Below are 19118 nucleotides of genomic sequence, written 5' to 3'. Positions count from 1 at the left end.
ATGGTGCCGTGAAGTCCGACCGGCTGCTCTCCATCCTGCTGCTCCTCCAGACCCGGGACCTGGTCCCCGCCGGTGAGCTGGCCGAGCGCCTCGAAGTCTCCGTACGCACCGTCTACCGGGACGTCGAGGCGCTCTCGGCCTCCGGCGTGCCCGTGTACGCGGAGCGGGGGCGCAACGGGGGCATCGCGCTGCTGCCCGGTTTCCGGACCGATGTCACCGGGCTCACCGCCGACGAGGCGCGCGCCCTGTTCGTCCTCGCCGCGCAGGGCGCCCACACCGCGCTCGGGCTCGACGCCGCGCTCGGCTCCGCGCTGCGCAAGGTGATGGCCGCGCTCCCGGCCCCGCACCGGCCCGCCGCCGAACAGACCAGCCGCCGCATCCTGGTGGACCCGGTCCGCTGGATGAGCGGTCCGCAGGCCGCCGTCGACGTGGGGGAGCTGCACGACGCGGTCTTCGCCGACCGGAGGCTCCTGCTCCACTACCGGCACAGCGGCACGGACACGCCCCGCGTCCACACCGTCGACCCGTACGGCCTCGTGGTGAAGGCGGGCGTCTGGTATCTGACCGCCGACCTGGACGGCGCGCCCCGGCTCTTCCGCGCGGACCGGGTGAAGCGGGCGGTCCTCACCGAGGTGCCCGTGGTACGCAGGAAGGGTGTCGAGCCCGCCGACGTCTGGGAGGAGCTGCGCCGCCGGGTCGAGGAGCGGCCGGGGGACCTACGGCTCCGTGTACGCGTGCACCGCTCCCGGCTGGATCTCTTCGTACGCCTGTGCGCGGGGGTGCTGACCGGCCCGCCGGAGCCGGAGCAGGCGGCGGGAGAGTGGCTGTCGGCCGAGCTCGCGGTGCCCGAACTCGGCTGGGCGCGCTCCCTGCTCACCTTCGGACCGGACCTCGAAGTGCTGTCGCCTCCTCAGGCGCGCCGCCTGCTCGCCGAGGACGCGGCCGCTGTCACGGAGCTGTACGCAGGAAACGGGTGAGGGCCGCCGTGAGCTCGGCGGGAGCGTCCTCCTGGACCAGATGTCCGGCCCCCTCGATCAGCCGCAGTTCGGCGCCCGGGATCATCCCGGCCAGCTCATGGCCGCGGGCGACCGGGATCCAGGTGTCCTCGGTGCCCCAGCACACCAGCACCGGAAGCTCCAGCTCGCCGTAACGGTGCTGGATCTCGTCGGTGAACCGCTGGTCGTTCTGGGTGATCTGCCGGTAGAACGCGGGCCGTCCGGCCTCGGTGCACCAGGGGGCGACGAGGCTCTCCAGCACCGCCGGATGCAGCCCCCGGTGGCTGGCCGATCCGACGTACTCCGTCACCAGGGCCCGATGAAGGTCCGGCGGCAGCTCGCCGAAGACCTCGGAGCGGCCCCCGAGCAGGCGGTAGGCGGGCGAGCCCCACGGGGCCAGCGCCACAGGGTCGACGAGGGCCAGGCGCCGGTAGCGGGCGCCGTGCAGGAGATGGGCCCGCAGGGCGACGCAGCCCCCGAAGTCATGGGCGGCCACGGCCGGTTCGCCGAGCCCCCAGTGCTCGATGAGCTCGGTGAGCACCCAGGCCTGGGAGCGGAGCGACACGTCCTGCCCGTCGTACTGCGCGGAGGCGCCGTAACCCGGCAGGTCCCACACGTACACACGGTGGTCCTGCGCCAGCCCCCGGGCGACGCCCCGCCAGACGTACGAGGAGAAGGGTGTGCCGTGCACCAGGACGACGGGCGGAGCCTGCTCGGGCCCCAGCGCCGCCCAGCGCACCTCGCCCGCGGAACTGACGAAGGCCCGGTCCAGTGTCCAGTCGTTCATGGCCCCGACCTTACGGCCTGTCCAGCCAGTGGGCCCGGCCCAGCGTGACCAGGCGCAGCCGGCGCCGGGCTGCCCGGACGACCTCCTCCTCACCCTCCGGACCGGCGTCCAGCAGCGCCGACGCGGTCAGCACCATGTGGTCGACGTAGAGTCCACCCAGCATCAGGAGGTCCTCCCGCTCCCATCCGGCCGATTCCGGCTCCTCGCCGAGGACTTGGGCGACCTCCTCGGCGAAGCCGCGCAGCTGGGCGGCGATGGCCCCGCGCACCTCCGCCACGCCGCCGTGCTGTTCGCGGGAGATGAAACGGAAGTGGGCGGGCTGCTCCGTGACATGACGCGCTATCAGCTCGACGCTGCGGTCGAGCCGCTCCTCGCTGTCGCCGGTGTCGGCCAGGATCGCGCCGATCATGCCGTGCAGGCTGTCCAGCGCCTCCCGGACGAGGGCGACGCCGAGCGCCGCCATGCCGTCGAAGTGGCGGTAGAAGGCGGTCGGGGTCACGCCCACGGCCCTCGTCACCTCACGCAGGCCCAGGCTGCTCAGGCTCTGGTGCTCCAGCAGTCCGAGTGCCGCGTCGAGCAACGCCTGGCGGGTCTTCAGCTTCTGGGCCTGGCGGATGCCGACGGTGTGACTCATGCCATTCAGTAAACAACCGTTCTCCGAGTTTCGGAAGTGACGCAGGGTCTAGACTAGTAAGTCAGTGCACAGTCGTACTCTCAACGCTCGCAGAAAGGCTCCGGACATGTTCGTCCTCGTCGCCGCCCTGCTCCTGCTGGGGGTTGTCCTCGGAGCGGTCGCGCACCTCCCGCTCCCCGTGGCCCTGGCCGCCGCCGCCGTGATCGGCCTCTGGCTGGCGGTCTTCGCCGTCCGTGAACGCCTCGCCCGCCGCACCCGCTGACGAAGGAGCCGCACCATGACGCTCATCACCGCACGCAGCGCTCCGCGCGAAGCCCGTTCCGCGGAGGTGCGATCCGGCACCCGGGAGGGCGACGGGCTCGCCGTCGCCTCGTTCGTGCTCGGGCTGCTCGGCCTCCTCGTGATGAACATCCTGCTCGGGCCCGTCGCCATCGTCATGGCGCTCGTCGCTCTCGCGCGCTCCACCGCCCGCCGGGGCCGCGCGCTGCTCGGACTGGCCCTCGGCATCGCCGACCTGGCCGTCCTGGCCGTCCTGGTCACGGCCAACGGCACCGTCTCCTGGAGCCTCGGGGCCTGAGGTCCGTGAGAGGGCTCTCCTCACGTGAATTTCTGGAGTAAGTCTCTCGAAACCGCTTCCGCTCCCCGTGGTCCGCTGGCGAGACTTCCCCCTGTACCGAAATGGCGTGTCGCAGGGGGACAGTGTGGGCGTGTTGGACCTGACGGGCAGCGGGGCCAGACCGCTGGAAGCGGATGATCCCGTGCAGATCGGCGGGATTCCGCTCGCGGGCCGGCTCGGCTCCGGCGGAATGGGGCGCGTCTTCCTCGGTGTCCACGAGGGGCGGTACGTCGCCGTCAAGCAGGTGCTGCCCTCGATCGCCGGTGAGGACGAGGACTTCGTCCGCCGCTTCGGGCACGAGCTGGACAACCTCGCCGAGCTGCCCGCGGAGGCCACCGCGCCCCTGATCGCCAGCGACCGCGACGCCCGGCCCCCGTGGCTGGCGACCGCGTACGTCCCCGGGCTCACCCTGAGCGACGCCCTCAGGCTGCACAAGGGCCCGCTGCCCGCCGGCACCCTGTGGCTCCTGCTGCGCGAGGCGGCCGCCGGACTGGTCCCCGTGCACGGGCTGGGCATGGTGCACCGGGACCTCAAGCCGTCCAACGTCATGCTGACGGTCGACGGCGCCACGGTCATCGACTTCGGCGTGGCCCGCGCCACCGAGCAGAGCCAGCTGACCAGAAGCGGCATGGTCGTGGGCACCCCGGCGTACATGGCTCCCGAACAGGCCACGACGAGGCGGGATCTGACCGGAGCGGCCGATGTGTTCGCGCTGGGGTCGGTCATCGCGTACGCGGCCAGCGGCCGCCCGCCCTTCGGCGAGGAGTCCGGGCCCGCGGTGCTGTACCGCATCGTGCACGAGGAGCCCGACCTGGAGGTGCTGCGGGAGCTGGATCCCGGGCTCGCCGACATCGTCGTGTCCTGTCTCGCCAAGGACCCCGAGGCCCGGCCCACGGCGGCCGAGCTGGTGCGGCAGGCGGAGGAGCACGGGCCGTTCGCGGCTCCTCTCTGGCCGGACTCCGTCAGCGGGAACCTCGCGGACAAGGCTGCCTTCGCGGCGGACGTCCAGGAGATCGAGCTGCCGGAGCCGGTGTCCTTGGAGACGATGAATCTCGGGCGGAAGACCCGCCCGAAGTTCCGTGAGCGTCCCCGTCGGACCCGCGTCCTCCTCGCCGTGGTTCCCGTCGCCGTGACGGCGGGCGCGGCGACACTCGCCGTCCAGCTCCTGCCCTACACCTTCGGGCCGGGTGATCACGCGGCCGCAGGACCGCTCGCCTCCTCCACGGTCACGGCCGTGCCCGGCGCATCCTCTTCGGGCGTGAGCCCCTCCGGCTCGGCGTCACCGGGGAAGTCGCCGACGGGAAAGTCACCGACGGGGAAGCCGCCGGCGGACAAGGAGAAGGACGAGCCGGGCAAGGGCGGGGGCAAGACGCCCGACGACGCGTCCGAGCCGGCGCCGGAAGCCGGGGGTGCCGGGGGCGGCACCGGGGACGCCTCCGGCGCGTCGGGCGGTTCCGGTGGGTCCGGCTCCTCCGACGGCTCCAGCGGTTCCGGGGGTTCCAGTGCCACCGGGGGGTCCAGCTCCGGTGGGTCCAGTGCTACCGGGGGGTCCAGCTCCGGTGGGACCGCGCCCTCCGGAAACCACCGCTACCGCAACGGCGGGAACGGCAAGTGTCTCGCCGCCCCGTTCAACGGCTACCCGAGCACCGGCAACTGCGACGGCTCGGGCACCGTCTGGAGCGTCAGGAGCGTGTCCGGCGGATCCTTCCAGCTCGTGCACGAGTCGGGCAGGACGTGCCTCAGCGCCGGCGCGGGAGGGGTCCTGCTGCTCTCGTGCAACGAGGCCGCCTCACGCCAGTGGCGAGCGGGGTCGGGAGGCACCTTCGTGAGCGTCGAGACAGGGGGCTGCCTCGGAGCGGGGAACGGCGGCGGCCTCCTGGCGAGCGCCTGCTCGGGATCGGCCTCCCAGCGCTGGACGGCCGTCTGAGCACCGCCGGGCCCTCACTCGCGGCTCCTTCGGGCCGCCGCGGGCGGGGGCCCGCTGCGCCGGGCGCCGCCCTCGGCACGCGCCGTGCCGCAGGCTCGTAGAATCGTCAGCACCATGGCTTACCTCGACCACGCCGCGACCACGCCGATGCTCCCGGAGGCGATCGCGGCGATGTCCGCGCAGCTCGCCGTCACCGGCAACGCGTCCTCCTTGCACGCTGCCGGGCGCCGGGCCCGCCGTACCGTCGAGGAGTCCAGAGAAACCCTCGCCGACGCCCTCGGGGCACGCCCCAGCGAGGTCGTCCTGACCTCCGGCGGCACCGAGGCCGACAACCTCGCGGTGAAGGGCCTCTACTGGGCCCGCCGCGACGCGGACCCCCGGCGCACCCGGGTCCTCGCCAGCCCCGTGGAGCACCACGCCGTCCTCGACGCGGTGGACTGGCTCGCCGAGCACGAGGGCGCCACCGTCGAGTACCTCCCGGTCGACGCCTACGGACGTGTCCACCCGGACGCCCTGCGCGAGGCGCTCGTACGTGACCCCCACGACGTCGCCCTGGTCACCGTGATGTGGGCCAACAATGAGATCGGCACCATCATGCCGATACGCGAACTCGCCGAGGTCGCCCGCGAGTTCGATGTCCCCATGCACTCCGACGCGGTGCAGGCGTTCGGGCAGCTGGAGGTCGACTTCGCCGCGTCCGGGCTGGCCGCCATGACGGTCAGCGCACACAAGATCGGCGGCCCCTTCGGCATCGGGGCGCTGCTGCTCGGCCGCGACCAGACCCCCGTGCCCGTCCTGCACGGCGGCGGTCAGGAGCGGCATGTGCGCTCCGGCACCCTCGACGTACCCGCCGTGGCCGCCTTCGCCGTGGCCGGGCGGCACGCAGCCGACGGACGGGAGAGCTTCGCCCGGGAGATCGGCGCACTCCGTGACGAGCTGGCCGGGGCCGTACTGAAGGCCGTGCCCGACGCCCTCCTCGGCGGCGACCCGGCCCCCGGCGGGCGACTGCCCGCCAACGCCCACTTCACCTTCCCCGGCTGCGAGGGCGACTCCCTCCTGCTGCTGCTCGACGCCCAGGGCATCGAATGCTCCACGGGCTCGGCGTGCACCGCGGGCATCGCCCAGCCGAGCCATGTGCTGCTGGCCACCGGCACCGACCCCGCGCTGGCACGCGGCACACTCCGCTTCTCCCTCGGCCACACCACGACCGGACAGGACGTGGAGGAACTCGCGCGGGCGATCGGTCCTGCCGTCGAGCGGGCCAGGACGGCGGGCCTCAGCTGACCGTGGCCTTCTCGGTTCCCCCCGTGGACGCGGCGCGCACCAGCTTCATGTACCGGGGCCAGTCCCAGTGCGGCCCGGGGTCGGTGTGGTCCGTGCCGGGCACCTCGACGTGACCGATGATGTGCTCCCGGTCCACCGGGATCGCGTACCGCTTGCATATCGCGGCCGCCAGCCGGGCGGAGGACTCGTACATCTTCGTGGTGAAGTCCTGCGGGCGGTCGACGAAGCCCGCGTGCTCGATACCGACGCTGCGTTCGTTGAACGAGCGGTTGCCCGCGTGGTAGGCCACGTCGAGCTCACGGATCATCTGCGTCACCCGGCCGTCCTGGCCGACGATGTAGTGCGATGCCGCCTTGTGCGCCGGGTCCTGGAAGACGTTCACGGCGCTCTCGAAGCTGCCCTGGGTGACATGGATGATCACTCGGTCCACGCCGTAGTCGGAGGGTCGGTCGGCCCGCCGCCAGTTCGCCTCGGACGCCGCGACCCAGCTCGCCGGTGCGTAGTCCCGCTCGCCGTCCTCACGGGGCTTGCCCACGCCGGGCAGCCGCCACCACACCTGCCGGATCTCGTCGGCGGCCACAGCGGCCGTGGCCGCCGCCGCTGCTCCGCCGCCGATCAGCAGCGAGCGCCTGCTGATGCCGTGACCAGGCCCCTTTCCCGGCGACCCGGCACTCCCGTTGTTCCCCATATGATCCCCAACGCATATCCGCGAGCATTCGGTTCCCGGGGCCCCGTACTCTGGAGAAGCTATGACTCAGACCTCCCAGCGCCCCCTCCGTGTGCTCGCCGCCATGTCGGGCGGAGTCGACTCCGCCGTGGCAGCCGCCCGAGCCGCCGAGGCGGGCCACGACGTGACCGGTGTACACCTCGCCCTCTCCGCGAACCCGCAGTCCTTCCGAACGGGCGCGCGCGGCTGTTGCACCATCGAGGACTCCCGGGACGCCCGCCGCGCGGCGGACGTCATCGGCATCCCGTTCTACGTCTGGGACCTGGCGGAACGCTTCCGCGAGGACGTCGTGGACGACTTCGTCGCGGAGTACGAGGCCGGGCGCACCCCCAACCCCTGCCTGCGCTGCAACGAGAAGATCAAGTTCGCCGCGCTCCTCGACAAGGCACTGGCCCTCGGCTTCGACGCCGTGTGTACGGGCCACTACGCCACGGTCGTGCTGAAGGACGACGGCACCCGTGAGATGCACCGCGCCTCGGACATGGCCAAGGACCAGAGCTACGTCCTCGGGGTCCTGGACGAGAAGCAGCTCGCCCACGCCATGTTCCCGCTGGGTGACACCCTGACCACGAAGGACGAGATCCGCGCCGAGGCCGAGCGCCGGGGCCTGGCGGTCGCCAAGAAGCCCGACAGCCACGACATCTGCTTCATCGCCGACGGCGACACCCAGGGCTTCCTCGCCGGCCGCCTCGGCGGTCCGGCGGAGGGTGACATCCTCGACGAGTCGGGCGCGAAGGTCGGCACCCACGAGGGCGCGTTCGGCTTCACCATCGGCCAGCGCAAGGGCCTGCGCATCGGCCACCCGGCCCCCGACGGCAAGCCGCGCTACGTCCTGGACATCTCCCCGGTGAACAACACGGTGACGGTCGGCCCGGTGGAGGCCCTGGACGTCACGGCGCTGACCGCGATCAAGCCCCGCTGGTGCGGCACGGCCCCGGAGGGCCCCGGGACGTACACGGCCCAGCTCCGCGCCCACGGCGGCGAGACCGAGGTCAGCGCGGAACTGCGCGACGGGACGCTCCACGTCGCGTTCACCGAGCCGGTGCGGGGCGTGGCCCCGGGCCAGGCGGTGGTGCTCTACGACGGGACGCGGGTCGTCGGGTCCGCCACGATCGCGACGACGGTGCGCCGGGAGAAGGCGTCGGCCACGGGCTGAGGGGCGGGCGCGGGACGGCCGGGGCCGCTATCCGTCTCCGGTCTTGATGGCGACCAGCAGAGCCCTGAGCGCGCTCCGGCCGGCGACCAGGGTGGTACCAGGGCTCTCACTCTCGCGTAGCGCGATGCCCGGGCCGTCAGCCGACGCGGCGACCTCGACGCAGTGGTTGCCGCCGGCGTCGGAGAACGACGACTTCACCCAGTACAGGTCGGACCTCGACCAAGTCCAGCCTGGTTCGGAAGCTGGCCAGTTGCGTGGGCGAGTCGATGAACACCGCCCCGGTCGGTGAGTCCATCCGCACCGCGGGGCAGCGCCGGGACGAAGAGTTCGAAAATGGCACGTGCGTGGTCTTCCGAGTGGAGGCCGGGCAGATGCGCCGTCCGGACCGTGCGCATGCGCACGGCGTCACCGGGCTGGCCGAACTCGGGCTGGAGGTCGAGCCGCCCGCCCCGCTGAGCACCGTCGGATGGCTTGTCGAACTCTCGCGAGCGGTCGACCGGCGCTGACCCTGGACACGGCATACGCCCCGCCGCGCGTCCGACCCCTGTACGGACGCGGCGGCGAGCGGCTCAGGACGCCCGGCCCGCGAACACGTCCCGGGCGAAGAACTCCGTCAGCACCGGCGCGATCGCGTGCGGGGCCAGTTCGCGGGTCTGGCCGGTCAGGGTGCGGTGCTTCGCCCGGGGGATCGCGGACGCGAGGGCCAGCGTCGTCCGGTGCGCCTGTTCCGTGCTGAAACCGCCGGTCACCACCAGGGTGCGCGCCGTGACGGAGGCCAGCCGCCCGGCCGGGACCGAGCCGTCGCCCAGCAAGGCGTCGTCGTACGCAAGGGTGTGGGCCACCGCTTCGAGGCCGGGCCAGAGAGGTGCCCGGCGCATGCGGGCGATCGTCGCCTCCGGGACCCCCGTCCGGGACAGATACAGCTCCACCGCGCCGCCCCGGTCGCCCTTCTCCAGCAACCGGTGCAGCAGCGCCGTGCAGCGGGACTTGTACAGGAGGCCGGCCGGGCCCGGGGTGTACGGCGGCTCGTAGACCGCCAGGAGGTCCACGGGCAGCCCCGCGGCCTGTGCCTCCAGGGCCAGCGCCCCGCCCGACAGCATGCCGAACACCGAGACGCGCTCACCCGCCGTCGCCGCGACCGCGGCCAGGTCCTCGATCTCCCGGCGGGGTGCGTACGGCCCGCCGTCGCCGCTCGCGCCGCGGCCCCGGCGGTCGTACGTGAGGACCGTGAAGCGCGGGGACAGCAGAGCGGCCAGCGGTGCCTCGTCGGCCGCGGTGCTCAGGGCACCGCCGACCAGGATCACCGGCGGCCCGTCACCGTGGCGGCGATACGCGATCGGCGTCCCGTCACGGGAGAGAGTCTTGTCCATGTGAGGGTGGACTGCCGTGCCCCGCGGAACTCATCGCCGCGACGGAGACATGTTTCTGACGGCCGGTCGGCGCGTCAGCCGGTGACCACGTCCGTGGCGTAGAAGCAGAAGTGCCCCTTGATCGCCGCGACCTGCTCCTTGGGCTCCGGGTAGGCCCAGACGAGGTCCGCCGCCTCCGGCAGCGACCAGTAGGAGGCGTCACCCTTGAACGGGCAGTGCGTACGGGTGTCCGAGGGCGTCAGCAGCTCCGTACGGACGTCCTCGGGCGGCAGGTAGTAGCGGTCGGGGCAGCCCGTCTCGCGCAGCACCAGGGGGCGGCGGCTCTCGGCGAGCACCTGCCCGTCGTGCACCGCGCGCACGTGCACGGCGGCCGGTTCGACGGTGATCGTGTGTCCTGTGAGAGAGGTCATACAGGGTTCAGCCGTGGTGCGGGCCGCTTTCTTCCCGTGTCCGGGACCCGCCGTACGGTATCCGCATGAACATCTGTGTCTTTCTCTCCGCCGCCGACCTCGACGACCGCTACACCCGGCCCGCCCGTGAATTCGCCGAGCTGCTGGGCCGGGGCGGACACACCCTGGTCTGGGGCGGCTCGGAGAGCGGGCTGATGAAGGTCGTCGCCGACGGGGTCCAGGAGTCCGGCGGACGGCTGGTCGGGGTGTCCGTGGACTTCCTGGCGGCCAAGGCGCGGACGAACGCCGACGAGATGGTGATAGCCAAGGACCTGGCCGAGCGCAAGGCGCTGCTCCTGGAGAAGTCCGACGCGATCGTGATCATGGTCGGCGGGACGGGAACGCTCGACGAGGCGACGGAGATCCTGGAGCTGAAGAAGCACGGCAAGCACACCAAGCCCGTCGTCCTGCTGAACACCGCAGGGTTCTACGACGGTCTGCACCAGCAGTTCCGTCGTATGGAGGACGAGGGCTTCCTGCCGGTCCCGCTGACCGAGCTGGTCCTCTTCGCGGAGGACGGCGTCGGGGCGCTGGCCCACCTGGAGGAGTCGGCCGGCCTGCAGTGATGCGAGCATGAGCACATGCCTACTCATCTCATCACCGGCGCCGGCTCCGGCATCGGAGCGGCCGTCGCCCGCCGTCTCCTGGAGCGCGGCGACGAACTCGTGCTGCTGGCCCGGGACGCGGGACGTGCCAGGGAACTGGCCGCGCTCCACCCCGGGGCCCGCACCCTCGTCGGCGACCTCGGCAACCCCGACCGGCTCTCCTGGGCGTTCGGGCAGCAGCCCATGCCCGAACGCCTCGACTCGCTGCTGCACATCGCGGGCGTCGTCGAGCTCGGCACGGTCGGCGACCTCACCCCCAAGGCCTGGCACTTCCAGCTCAACGCCAACCTGGTCTCCCCGGCCGAGCTGACACGGCTGCTGCTGCCGCAGCTGCGCGTCACCCAGGGACACGTCGTCTTCGTGAACTCCGGCGCCGGGCTCGCCGCGCACGCCGGATGGGGCGCGTACGCGGCGAGCAAGCACGGGCTCAAGGCCCTCGCCGACTCGCTGCGTCACGAGGAGCACGGCAACGGGGTCAGGGTCACCTCCGTCTACCCGGGCCGCACCGCCAGCCCCATGCAGGCCAAGGTCCACCAGCAGGAGGGCAAGGAGTACGACGCCTCGCGCTGGATCGATCCGGAGTCGGTGGCCACCACGATCCTGCTCGCGCTCGATCTGCCGAGGGACGCCGAGATCAACGACCTGACGGTCCGCCCCGGCCGCTGAGAGCCCGCGCCCCGGGGCCCGTAGGCTTTCCGCGTGAGCGAGAAGAGCGGGTTCAGCGCGAGTGCAGCCACCGGGATCGGTTCCATGCCGGGGGGAGACGCCCGGGAGGCGGCGAAAACCGTCACCGGGTCCTTCGCCGACGGCCAGGGCATGCCGTATCTGGCGGAGCTGCCCGCGCGGGGCCCCGGCGCGGACATGACCGGGCGCACCATCGGGCTGCTCACCGAGATGTACGGCCATGTCGAACCCAGCGGCTGGCGGATCAGCGACCGCCCCGGCCGCGACACCCGCCGTGCCCGCTCCTGGCTCGGCGAGGACCTCGACGCGCTGGAGGAGTTCACCCAGGGCTACGAGGGGCTGCTGAAGGTCCAGGCCGTCGGCCCCTGGACCCTGGCCGCCTCGCTGGAACTGCGGGGCGGCGAGGCCATGCTGGGCGACCCGGGCGCCTGCCGCGACCTGGCCGGCTCGCTGGCCGAGGGGCTGCGCTCCCACCTCGCCCAGGTGCGGCGCAGGATCCCCGGCGCCGAGGTCGTGCTCCAGCTCGACGAACCGTCCCTGACCGCCGTACTGCAGGGCCGGGTCAGGTCGGCGAGCGGCTACCGCACCTACCGTGCGGTGGACCGCCAGGTCGTCGAGGGAACACTGCGCGAGCTGCTCGCGGTGAACGACGACGGGCCCACGGTCGTCCACTCGTGCGCCCCGGAGGTGCCGTTCGCGCTGCTGCGGCGCGCCGGTGCGGGCGGGATCTCCTTCGACTTCTCCCTGCTCACCGAGCGTGAGGAGGAGGCGATCGGGGAAGCCGTCGAAGGCGGTACCCAGCTCTTCCTCGGCGTGGTTCCCGGTATCGACGCCGCCTCGACCGCATTGTCGGACCCGGGCGGTAGCGTCATGGGGGTCAGGACGTTGTGGAGCAGGCTGGGGCTGAATCCGGGGACTCTCAGCGAGTCCGTCGTGGTCACCCCGTCCTGCGGGCTGGCGGGAGCGTCGCCCGCGTACGCGCGCGCCGCGCTCGCCCACTGCGCCCGGGCCGCGAGGTCGCTCGCGGACAACCCTGAGTGACGGGTCGTCGTAAGAGGTCTCAACGGGGCAACGGAGGAACAGTCGATGGCCGTCGAAGAGCAGGCGCAGCAGCTGACCGGGGTGCCGGCGGAGGTGCGGGAACAGCACGCACTCCTCGCCGAGCAGATCGAGGAGCACCGCTTCCGGTATTACGTGAAGGACCAGCCCGTCATCGACGACGCCGAGTTCGACCGGCAGATGCGGGCGCTGGAGGCCATCGAGGACGAGCACCCCGAGCTGCGCACCCCGGACTCGCCGACCCAGAAGGTCGCCGGCCCCTACACCACGGAGTTCACGTCCGTCGAGCACCGTGAGCGCCTGCTCTCCCTCGACAACGCGTTCGACGACGCGGAGCTCTCGGCCTGGGCCGACCGGGTGGCGAAGGACGTCGGCAGGGGCGGGTACCACTTCCTGTGCGAGCTCAAGGTGGACGGTCTCGCCGTCAACCTCACGTACGAGCACGGCAGGCTGACCCGCGCGGCGACCCGGGGAGACGGGCGTACGGGGGAGGACGTCACCCCCAACGTCCGTACGATCGCCGACATCCCGCTCCGTCTGAAGGGCGACCGCGTTCCCGAGCTCGTCGAGATCCGGGGCGAGGTCTTCTTCCCCATGGAGGCCTTCGAAGGGCTCAACGCCCGGCTGGTCGAGGCCGGTGACAAGCCCTTCTCCAACCCGCGCAACGCGGCGGCCGGTTCGCTGCGGCAGAAGGACCCGAAGGTCACCGCCACCCGCCCCCTCCACATGGTGGTGCACGGCATCGGAGCCCGTGAGGGCTTCGACATCGACCGGCTCTCCCAGGCCTACGACCTGCTGAGGGAGTGGGGCCTGCCCACCGCCAAGCACAACAAGGTGGTCGAATCCCTCGACGAGGTCCGGGAGTTCATCGCCTGGTTCGGCGAGAACCGGCAGTCCGTCGAGCACGAGATCGACGGCGTCGTCGTCAAGCTCGACGAGATCCCGCTCCAGGGCAGGCTGGGCTCCACCTCGCGCGCGCCCCGCTGGGCGATCGCATGGAAGTACGCCCCCCAGGAGGTCAACACCAAGCTGGTCAACATCCGGGTCGGCGTCGGACGCACCGGTCGCGTCACGCCGTACGCCCAGGTCGAGCCCGTCGAGGTGGCCGGTTCGGAGGTGGAGTTCGCCACCCTGCACAACCAGAACGTGGTGAAGGCCAAGGGCGTCCTCATCGGCGACACGGTGGTGCTCCGCAAGGCGGGCGACGTCATCCCGGAGATCCTCGGCCCCGTCGTCGATCTGCGGGACGGCAGCGAGCGGGAGTTCGTCATGCCCTCCGAGTGCCCGGAGTGCGGGACGGCGCTGCGGCCCATGAAGGAGGCCGACATCGACCTCCGCTGCCCCAACGCCCGCTCCTGCCCCGCCCAGTTGCGGGAGCGCCTCGCCTATCTGGCGGGCCGCAAGTGCCTGGACATCGACCACTTCGGCTATGTGGCCGCCGCGGCCCTGACCAAGCCCCTGGAGCCCGCCGAACCGCCCCTGCTGGACGAGGGCGATCTCTTCGGCCTGACGGTGGAGCAGCTGCTGCCGATCCGGGCGTACGTCCTGGACGCCGACAGCGGGCTGCCCAAGCGTGACCCGAAAACGGGTGAGGAGAAGATCGCCACGGTCTTCGCCAACCAGCAGGGTGAGCCGAAGAAGAACGCCCTCGGCATGCTGGAAGGCATCGCGGAGGCCAGGCAGGCCCCGCTCGCCCGGATCCTCACCGGCCTCTCGATCCGGCACGTGGGTCCGGTGGCCGCCGTCGAACTGGCCCGGCAGTTCCGGTCCGTCGACCGGATCGACGCGGCGTCCGAGGAGGAGCTGGCCGCGGCGGACGGGGTGGGCCCCATCATCGCCGCCTCGGTCAAGCAGTGGTTCGCCGAGGACTGGCACCGCGAGATCCTGCGCAAGTGGCGGGAGGCCGGGGTCCGGATGGAGGACGAGGGCGCGGGGGAGGACGAGGGCCCGCGGCCGCTGGAGGGGCTCACCGTCGTCGTCACCGGCACCCTGACCGCGCACACCCGGGACGGAGCCAAGGAGGCGCTCCAGAGCCTCGGGGCGAAGGTCACCGGATCCGTCTCGAAGAAGACCTCCTTCGTGGTGGTGGGCGACAACCCGGGTTCCAAGTACGACAAGGCGATGCAGCTGAAGGTGCCCGTCCTCGACGAGGACGGCTTCGCCGTGCTCCTGGAGCAAGGGCCTGACGCCGCCCGGGAGGCCGCGGTTCCCGCCGAGGGCGCCGAGGAGACCTGATCGAGGCGCGATCGAGATGCCGGCGACGCGTGGCCGTGAGCGACGGGGGAAGTATGCCGACGAGGTGACGCGGCCGGCCCGCATCACCCGTTCGGCGCTTATCAGAAGGTGAACGGTGAAGGACCGCATTCGGGCAAGAGCTGCAGAGCGCTGCCCGTGGGGCCCCTCGTCGGCCTACTGTTGAACGAGCACCTGCCGTGCCCGGCCGCGTGGTGGGATTTGGGTCGTGGTGGCATGGGAGCGGGGGCCACCATGGGACATCGGCACCGCCGGCTGTGAGAGGGACGGAATGAAACCGACCGAGAGCGCCGCACCGGTGTCGCGTCTGCAAGGTTTCGTGGGCCTCACGTCCAAGGTGGGCGCCGTCGTCGTGGCGGTCGCCGCCGTGCAGCTGGTGACCGGGTTCTACCGGACGGTCCACGACGGACACGCGCTCTTTCCCGCGGGCACCGCCGGCTGGTCGCTCGCCCTGCTCACCGGAATCATCGTGGGCCATCTGGTCGCACTCGGACGCGACCGCTGGTGGGGCGGGACCGGATCCGGCGCCGCCCTCACCCTCGCCGTCCTGCTGCTCTACGGCTGGGTGGCCGCGGGCCTGGTCAGCCTCGTCGTCGTGGTGCTCGTGGGTACGGCCAGGCGGCACCGGTGGTGGCAGGGGCTGCTGCACGGGGCGGTGGACATACTCGGCATAGGGGCGGCCGCGCTGGTCCTGTCCGCCTTCGGCGAGGTGCCGACCGTCGAAACCCCCTGGCGTCCACTCCACTGGGGGATCGACGCCGTACCGGAAGTGCTGCTCGTCGCCGGCACGTATCTCCTCGTCACCCGTTTCCTGCTCTGGTACGCCAGGGCGTCCCAGAGCGGCGGGCTGCCGACGATCGCCCGCACCGCCCTGCTGCGCCAGGGGCTCGTCGCGGTCGCCCTGCTGGGCATCGCCCCGCTGATCTGCGTGGTGGCCTCGGCCAAGCCGGTGCTGCTGCCGCTCTTCGCCGTCCCGCTGATCGCCCTGGACTCCACGCTGTGGATCGCCCGGGCACGGGCCGAGGAGCAGCTGAGGGATCCGCTCACCGGCCTGCCCAACCGCCAGTGGCTCCTGGAGAGGACGTGGACGGCATTGGAGGAGGCTGCCGGCACCGGCAGCAGAACGGCCCTCGTCCTCATCGACCTCGACCGCTTCCGGGCCGTCAACGACACCCTCGGGCACCTTGCCGGTGACCGGTTGCTGCTCCAGATAGCGGAGCGGCTCCGGCTCGCCCTGCCGCGCGGCGCGGAGGCCGCACGGCTCGGCGGCGACGAGTTCGCCGTACTGCTGCCGACCGCGGACTCGGCCACCAGCGCCCAGCGGATCGCCCGCCATCTGGTCGCCGAGCTCTCCTCCCCCCTCGACCTCGACGGGCTCACGCTCGTGCTGGAGGCGAGCGCGGGGGTCGCCGTCCACCCGGACCACGCGCTGGACGCCGAAGGGCTCCTCAGACGGGCGGACGTGGCCATGTACCAGGCCAAGCGGGACCGCACGGGCGTGGAGGTCTACGAGTCCAAGCGCGACAGCAACACCCCGGACCGGCTCGGCCTGCTGGGCGATCTGCGCCGGGCCCTGGACGCCCGGGAGGTGGAGCTCCACTACCAGCCCAAGGTCCGCTTCGACGGCCAGGTGGCGGGCCTCGAAGCGCTCGTGCGCTGGGTGCATCCGGAGCGCGGACGGGTCCCCCCGGACGAGTTCATCGCCATCGCGGAATCCTCCGGGCTGATGCCCCACCTCACCGAGTACGTCCTGGAGACCGCGCTGGCCCAGGTGGCGCGGTGGCGGGCCCAGGGGCTGTTCGTCCCCGTCGCGGTCAACGTCTCGCCGCGCGACGTCCACACCCCCGGCTTCGCGGGCAGCGTCGCCGCACGGCTCGCCCGGCACGGAGTCCCCGCCGGCGCGCTGCAGCTGGAGATAACCGAGCACGTCCTGCTGGAGGACCCTCAGCGGGCCGCGGACACCCTGGCCGGGCTGACCGCGCACGGCGTGAAGATGTCCCTCGACGACTTCGGCACCGGTTACTCCTCCCTGGTCCATCTGCGGAAGCTGCCGGTCAGCGAGCTCAAGATCGACCGGTCGTTCGTCGCACGGCTGGCCGTGGACAACGAGGACGCCGAGATCGTCCGCTGCACCATCGACCTGGCCCACTCGCTCGGCCTGATCGTCGTCGCCGAGGGCGTCGAGGACGACGAGACCTGGGAGCGGCTGCGGGACCTGCGCTGCGACGCGGTGCAGGGGTGGCTCGTCGCCGCCGCGATGCCGCCGCAGGAGACGACGGCGTGGCTGCGGGCGCGCGGCGAGCACGGGTGGCGGCGTCCCGCCGACCGGGAGGCCGCGGCGGCGCAGCCGGTGGCGCCCGAGCCGGCGCCCAGGTCCGCGGGACGTGCGCTGAACCCCGGCACAGCCACTGCCTGACGCCGTACGCCGGGGCCTGGGAGCCGGTGTGTCCGTCGGCGTGTCCGGCGACCCCATAGGATTGGGCCAAAACCACACACCAACCCCTGAGGATCGCTGCATGCCTGGCATCACGCGCGAGGAGGTCGCCCACCTCGCCCGGCTGGCGCGTCTGGAGCTGAAGGGCGAAGAGCTCGAACACTTCGCCGGTCAGCTCGACGACATCATCGGCGCGGTCGCCCGCGTCTCCGAGGTCGCCGACCAAGACGTACCGCCGACCTCCCACCCCCTGCCGCTGACGAACGTCATGCGGGCGGACGAGGTCCGTCCGTCGCTCACCCCCGAGCAGGCGCTCTCCGGCGCCCCGGCCCAGGAGCAGCAGCGTTTCAAGGTGCCGCAGATCCTGGGGGAGGACTAACAGCCATGACGGACATCAGCACCATCATCAAGCTCACCGCGGCCCAGATCGCCGCGAAGATCGCCTCCGGCGAGCTGACGGCCGTCGAGGTCACCGAGGCCCACCTGGCCCGGATCGACGCCATCGACGAGAAGGTCCACGCCTTCCTGCACATCGACCGCGAGGGTGCGCTCGCGCAGGCCCGCGCCGTCGACGCCAAGCGTGAGGCGGGGGAGAAGCTCGGCCCGCTGGCCGGCGTCCCGCTCGCACTCAAGGACATCTTCACCACCCAGGACATGCCGACCACCGTCGGCTCGAAGATCCTCGAGGGCTGGGTCCCGCCGTACGACGCGACCCTCACGAAGAAGCTGAAGGCCGCCGACGTCGTCATCCTCGGCAAGACCAACATGGACGAGTTCGCCATGGGGTCCTCCACCGAGAACAGCGCCTACGGCCCCACCGGCAACCCCTGGGACCTCACCCGCATCCCGGGCGGTTCCGGCGGCGGCTCGTCCGCCGCGCTGGCCTCCTTCGAGGCGCCGCTCGCCATCGGCACGGACACCGGCGGCTCCATCCGCCAGCCCGCGGCCGTCACCGGCACCGTCGGCGTCAAGCCCACCTACGGCGGCGTCTCCCGCTACGGCATGGTCGCCTTCTCCTCCTCCCTCGACCAGGGCGGCCCCTGTGCCCGTACGGTCCTGGACGCGGCGCTGCTCCACGAGGTCATCGGCGGCCACGACCCGCTGGACTCGACGTCCATCGACGCCCCGGTCCCGCCGGTCGTCGAGGCCGCGCGCAACGGCTCCGTACAGGGCATGCGCGTCGGCGTGGTCAAGCAGTTCGCCGGCGAGGGCTACCAGGCCGGCGTCGTCCAGCGGTTCAACGAGTCCGTCGAGCTGCTGAAGTCGCTCGGCGCCACCGTCGTCGAGCTGGACTGCCCGTCCTTCGACCTCGCTCTGTCGGCGTACTACCTGATCGCGCCGTCCGAGTGCTCCTCGAACCTGGCCCGCTTCGACGCCATGCGCTACGGCCTGCGGGTCGGCGACGACGGCACACGGTCCGCCGAGGACGTCACCGCCCTCACCCGTGAGGCCGGCTTCGGCGACGAGGTCAAGCGCCGCATCATCCTGGGCACGTACGCACTCAGCTCCGGCTACTACGACGCGTACTACGGCTCGGCCCAGAAGGTCCGCACCCTCATCACCCAGGACTTCGAGAAGGCGTTCGAGCAGGTGGACGTCGTCGTCTCGCCGACGACGCCCACCACCGCCTTCCCCATCGGCGAGCGCGCCGACGACCCGATGGCGATGTATCTCGCGGACCTGTGCACCATTCCGACCAACCTCGCCGGCAACTCCGCCATGTCGCTGCCCTGCGGTCTGGCACCGGAGGACGGCCTGCCGGTCGGGCTGCAGATCATCGCCCCCGCCATGAAGGACGACCGGCTGTACAAGGTCGGAGCAGCCGTCGAGGCCGCTTTCGTGGAAAAGTGGGGGCACCCGCTGCTTGAGGAGGCTCCGTCACTGTGAGCGCAATGGCTAAGAAGGCCCAGAACTTCAAGAAGTCCAAGTCCGGTGTGTACGTGTCCCTGGGCACCACCGCCTTCGGCGCACTCAGCGTCGTCAAGCAGGCGAGGATGGCCCGCCAGGACAACGACACGCTGCGGCTGGTCGACGCCGCCGTATCCGCCGCCGCGATCGTGACCGGACTCGCGATCCTCTACCGCGAGCTCAAGCGTCTCGGCGACGACGACGTCCTGCTGGGCTGAGAGGGAAAGTTT

General features: G+C 72.0%; 21 protein-coding genes. 15 read left to right on the top strand and 6 right to left on the bottom strand.

Annotated features, from left to right (window positions below):
• Positions 1-8 precede the first annotated feature (8 nt).
• Complete coding sequence (locus tag ACZ32T_RS18295) at positions 9-977, top strand: helix-turn-helix transcriptional regulator (RefSeq protein WP_467367781.1); 969 nt, start codon at positions 9-11, stop codon at positions 975-977.
• On the opposite strand, the gene ACZ32T_RS18290 is transcribed toward ACZ32T_RS18295, so the two are convergent.
• On the bottom strand, positions 949-1782 hold the full coding sequence (locus ACZ32T_RS18290; protein ID WP_467265874.1) for an alpha/beta fold hydrolase: 834 nt from the start codon (positions 1780-1782) through the stop codon (positions 949-951). The genes ACZ32T_RS18295 and ACZ32T_RS18290 overlap by 29 nt on opposite strands.
• Positions 1783-1792: 10 nt before the next feature.
• Positions 1793-2416: a TetR family transcriptional regulator gene (locus ACZ32T_RS18285; RefSeq protein WP_467367778.1), complete on the bottom strand. Its 624-nt coding sequence runs from the start codon at positions 2414-2416 to the stop codon at positions 1793-1795.
• A gap of 106 nt (positions 2417-2522) precedes the next feature.
• Here ACZ32T_RS18285 and ACZ32T_RS18280 point away from each other — a divergent pair, with 106 nt between their 5' ends.
• The 4 genes from ACZ32T_RS18280 to ACZ32T_RS18265 all read left to right on the top strand — a co-directional run bounded on the left by ACZ32T_RS18280 (position 2523) and on the right by ACZ32T_RS18265 (position 6243).
• A complete protein-coding gene (locus ACZ32T_RS18280; RefSeq protein ID WP_356711407.1) occupies positions 2523-2678 on the top strand; it encodes a hypothetical protein in 156 nt (51 codons plus the stop codon).
• 15 nt (positions 2679-2693) lie between these two features.
• Positions 2694-2993 (top strand): DUF4190 domain-containing protein, encoded by a 300-nt coding sequence (locus tag ACZ32T_RS18275; protein ID WP_467265870.1) that lies wholly within the window; start codon positions 2694-2696, stop codon positions 2991-2993.
• A gap of 130 nt (positions 2994-3123) precedes the next feature.
• Positions 3124-4959, top strand: coding sequence for a serine/threonine-protein kinase (locus ACZ32T_RS18270; RefSeq protein WP_467367775.1), 1836 nt, complete (start codon positions 3124-3126; stop codon positions 4957-4959).
• A gap of 114 nt (positions 4960-5073) precedes the next feature.
• The gene (locus ACZ32T_RS18265) at positions 5074-6243 is read left to right on the top strand and encodes a cysteine desulfurase family protein (RefSeq protein WP_467265866.1); all 1170 of its coding nucleotides are present in this window, start codon (positions 5074-5076) and stop codon (positions 6241-6243) included.
• Here ACZ32T_RS18265 and ACZ32T_RS18260 read toward each other — a convergent pair.
• Positions 6236-6931, bottom strand: a complete 696-nt coding sequence (locus tag ACZ32T_RS18260; protein WP_467265864.1) for an N-acetylmuramoyl-L-alanine amidase — start codon at positions 6929-6931, stop codon at positions 6236-6238. The two genes, ACZ32T_RS18265 and ACZ32T_RS18260, sit on opposite strands and share 8 nt — an antisense overlap.
• Before the next feature lie 61 nt (positions 6932-6992).
• On the opposite strand from ACZ32T_RS18260, the gene mnmA reads away from it, so the two are divergent.
• Positions 6993-8126, top strand: coding sequence for a tRNA 2-thiouridine(34) synthase MnmA (gene mnmA, locus ACZ32T_RS18255; protein WP_467367773.1), 1134 nt, complete (start codon positions 6993-6995; stop codon positions 8124-8126).
• A 27-nt stretch (positions 8127-8153) separates the two neighbouring features.
• On the opposite strand, the gene ACZ32T_RS18250 is transcribed toward mnmA, so the two are convergent.
• Positions 8154-8324, bottom strand: coding sequence for a DUF397 domain-containing protein (locus ACZ32T_RS18250; protein ID WP_467367771.1), 171 nt, complete (start codon positions 8322-8324; stop codon positions 8154-8156).
• A gap of 68 nt (positions 8325-8392) precedes the next feature.
• Here ACZ32T_RS18250 and ACZ32T_RS18245 point away from each other — a divergent pair, with 68 nt between their 5' ends.
• Complete coding sequence (locus ACZ32T_RS18245) at positions 8393-8632, top strand: hypothetical protein (protein WP_467367769.1); 240 nt, start codon at positions 8393-8395, stop codon at positions 8630-8632.
• 63 nt (positions 8633-8695) lie between these two features.
• Here the strand turns inward: ACZ32T_RS18245 and ACZ32T_RS18240 are convergent, their stop codons facing one another.
• Both ACZ32T_RS18240 and ACZ32T_RS18235 read right to left on the bottom strand, forming a co-directional pair.
• The gene (locus ACZ32T_RS18240) at positions 8696-9496 is read right to left on the bottom strand and encodes an alpha/beta fold hydrolase (RefSeq protein WP_467367767.1); all 801 of its coding nucleotides are present in this window, start codon (positions 9494-9496) and stop codon (positions 8696-8698) included.
• A 74-nt stretch (positions 9497-9570) separates the two neighbouring features.
• Complete coding sequence (locus ACZ32T_RS18235; RefSeq protein WP_467367764.1) at positions 9571-9906, bottom strand: DUF427 domain-containing protein; 336 nt, start codon at positions 9904-9906, stop codon at positions 9571-9573.
• A gap of 65 nt (positions 9907-9971) precedes the next feature.
• Here ACZ32T_RS18235 and ACZ32T_RS18230 point away from each other — a divergent pair, with 65 nt between their 5' ends.
• The 8 genes from ACZ32T_RS18230 to ACZ32T_RS18195 all read left to right on the top strand — a co-directional run bounded on the left by ACZ32T_RS18230 (position 9972) and on the right by ACZ32T_RS18195 (position 19106).
• Positions 9972-10511: an LOG family protein gene (locus ACZ32T_RS18230; protein WP_467265838.1), complete on the top strand. Its 540-nt coding sequence runs from the start codon at positions 9972-9974 to the stop codon at positions 10509-10511.
• 15 nt (positions 10512-10526) lie between these two features.
• The gene (locus ACZ32T_RS18225) at positions 10527-11216 is read left to right on the top strand and encodes an SDR family oxidoreductase (RefSeq protein ID WP_467265836.1); all 690 of its coding nucleotides are present in this window, start codon (positions 10527-10529) and stop codon (positions 11214-11216) included.
• 33 nt (positions 11217-11249) lie between these two features.
• A complete protein-coding gene (locus ACZ32T_RS18220; protein WP_467265834.1) occupies positions 11250-12275 on the top strand; it encodes a methionine synthase in 1026 nt (341 codons plus the stop codon).
• A gap of 45 nt (positions 12276-12320) precedes the next feature.
• Positions 12321-14528, top strand: coding sequence for an NAD-dependent DNA ligase LigA (ligA, locus tag ACZ32T_RS18215; protein WP_467367762.1), 2208 nt, complete (start codon positions 12321-12323; stop codon positions 14526-14528).
• A gap of 289 nt (positions 14529-14817) precedes the next feature.
• Positions 14818-16962, top strand: a complete 2145-nt coding sequence (locus tag ACZ32T_RS18210; protein ID WP_467367760.1) for a putative bifunctional diguanylate cyclase/phosphodiesterase — start codon at positions 14818-14820, stop codon at positions 16960-16962.
• A gap of 100 nt (positions 16963-17062) precedes the next feature.
• Positions 17063-17359: an Asp-tRNA(Asn)/Glu-tRNA(Gln) amidotransferase subunit GatC gene (gene gatC / locus ACZ32T_RS18205; RefSeq protein WP_014153935.1), complete on the top strand. Its 297-nt coding sequence runs from the start codon at positions 17063-17065 to the stop codon at positions 17357-17359.
• A gap of 5 nt (positions 17360-17364) precedes the next feature.
• Entirely contained in the window at positions 17365-18867 is a 1503-nt protein-coding gene (gene gatA / locus ACZ32T_RS18200; RefSeq protein ID WP_467367758.1) for an Asp-tRNA(Asn)/Glu-tRNA(Gln) amidotransferase subunit GatA, read from the top strand.
• A 5-nt stretch (positions 18868-18872) separates the two neighbouring features.
• On the top strand, positions 18873-19106 hold the full coding sequence (locus ACZ32T_RS18195) for a hypothetical protein (RefSeq protein WP_356711789.1): 234 nt from the start codon (positions 18873-18875) through the stop codon (positions 19104-19106).
• Positions 19107-19118: the final 12 nt, after the last annotated feature.

This window comes from Streptomyces sp. NPDC023573 (assembly GCF_055559735.1).
This window is presented reverse-complemented; position numbering and strand designations above follow the sequence as displayed.

Excerpts from the sequence above, each read along its gene's own strand:
- ligA (WP_467367762.1), top strand. The coding sequence starts at position 12,321 with ATGGCCGTCGAAGAGCAGGCGCAGCAGCTGACCGGGGTGCCGGCGGAG.
- ACZ32T_RS18195 (WP_356711789.1), top strand. The coding sequence starts at position 18,873 with ATGGCTAAGAAGGCCCAGAACTTCAAGAAGTCCAAGTCCGGTGTGTAC.
- ACZ32T_RS18290 (WP_467265874.1), bottom strand. The coding sequence starts at position 1,782 with ATGAACGACTGGACACTGGACCGGGCCTTCGTCAGTTCCGCGGGCGAG.
- ACZ32T_RS18245 (WP_467367769.1), top strand. The coding sequence starts at position 8,393 with ATGAACACCGCCCCGGTCGGTGAGTCCATCCGCACCGCGGGGCAGCGC.
- ACZ32T_RS18260 (WP_467265864.1), bottom strand. The coding sequence starts at position 6,931 with ATGGGGAACAACGGGAGTGCCGGGTCGCCGGGAAAGGGGCCTGGTCAC.
- ACZ32T_RS18230 (WP_467265838.1), top strand. The coding sequence starts at position 9,972 with ATGAACATCTGTGTCTTTCTCTCCGCCGCCGACCTCGACGACCGCTAC.
- ACZ32T_RS18275 (WP_467265870.1), top strand. The coding sequence starts at position 2,694 with ATGACGCTCATCACCGCACGCAGCGCTCCGCGCGAAGCCCGTTCCGCG.
- mnmA (WP_467367773.1), top strand. The coding sequence starts at position 6,993 with ATGACTCAGACCTCCCAGCGCCCCCTCCGTGTGCTCGCCGCCATGTCG.
- ACZ32T_RS18225 (WP_467265836.1), top strand. The coding sequence starts at position 10,527 with ATGCCTACTCATCTCATCACCGGCGCCGGCTCCGGCATCGGAGCGGCC.
- ACZ32T_RS18235 (WP_467367764.1), bottom strand. The coding sequence starts at position 9,906 with ATGACCTCTCTCACAGGACACACGATCACCGTCGAACCGGCCGCCGTG.
- ACZ32T_RS18285 (WP_467367778.1), bottom strand. The coding sequence starts at position 2,416 with ATGAGTCACACCGTCGGCATCCGCCAGGCCCAGAAGCTGAAGACCCGC.
- ACZ32T_RS18280 (WP_356711407.1), top strand. The coding sequence starts at position 2,523 with ATGTTCGTCCTCGTCGCCGCCCTGCTCCTGCTGGGGGTTGTCCTCGGA.
- ACZ32T_RS18210 (WP_467367760.1), top strand. The coding sequence starts at position 14,818 with ATGAAACCGACCGAGAGCGCCGCACCGGTGTCGCGTCTGCAAGGTTTC.
- ACZ32T_RS18240 (WP_467367767.1), bottom strand. The coding sequence starts at position 9,496 with ATGGACAAGACTCTCTCCCGTGACGGGACGCCGATCGCGTATCGCCGC.
- gatC (WP_014153935.1), top strand. The coding sequence starts at position 17,063 with ATGCCTGGCATCACGCGCGAGGAGGTCGCCCACCTCGCCCGGCTGGCG.
- ACZ32T_RS18265 (WP_467265866.1), top strand. The coding sequence starts at position 5,074 with ATGGCTTACCTCGACCACGCCGCGACCACGCCGATGCTCCCGGAGGCG.
- gatA (WP_467367758.1), top strand. The coding sequence starts at position 17,365 with ATGACGGACATCAGCACCATCATCAAGCTCACCGCGGCCCAGATCGCC.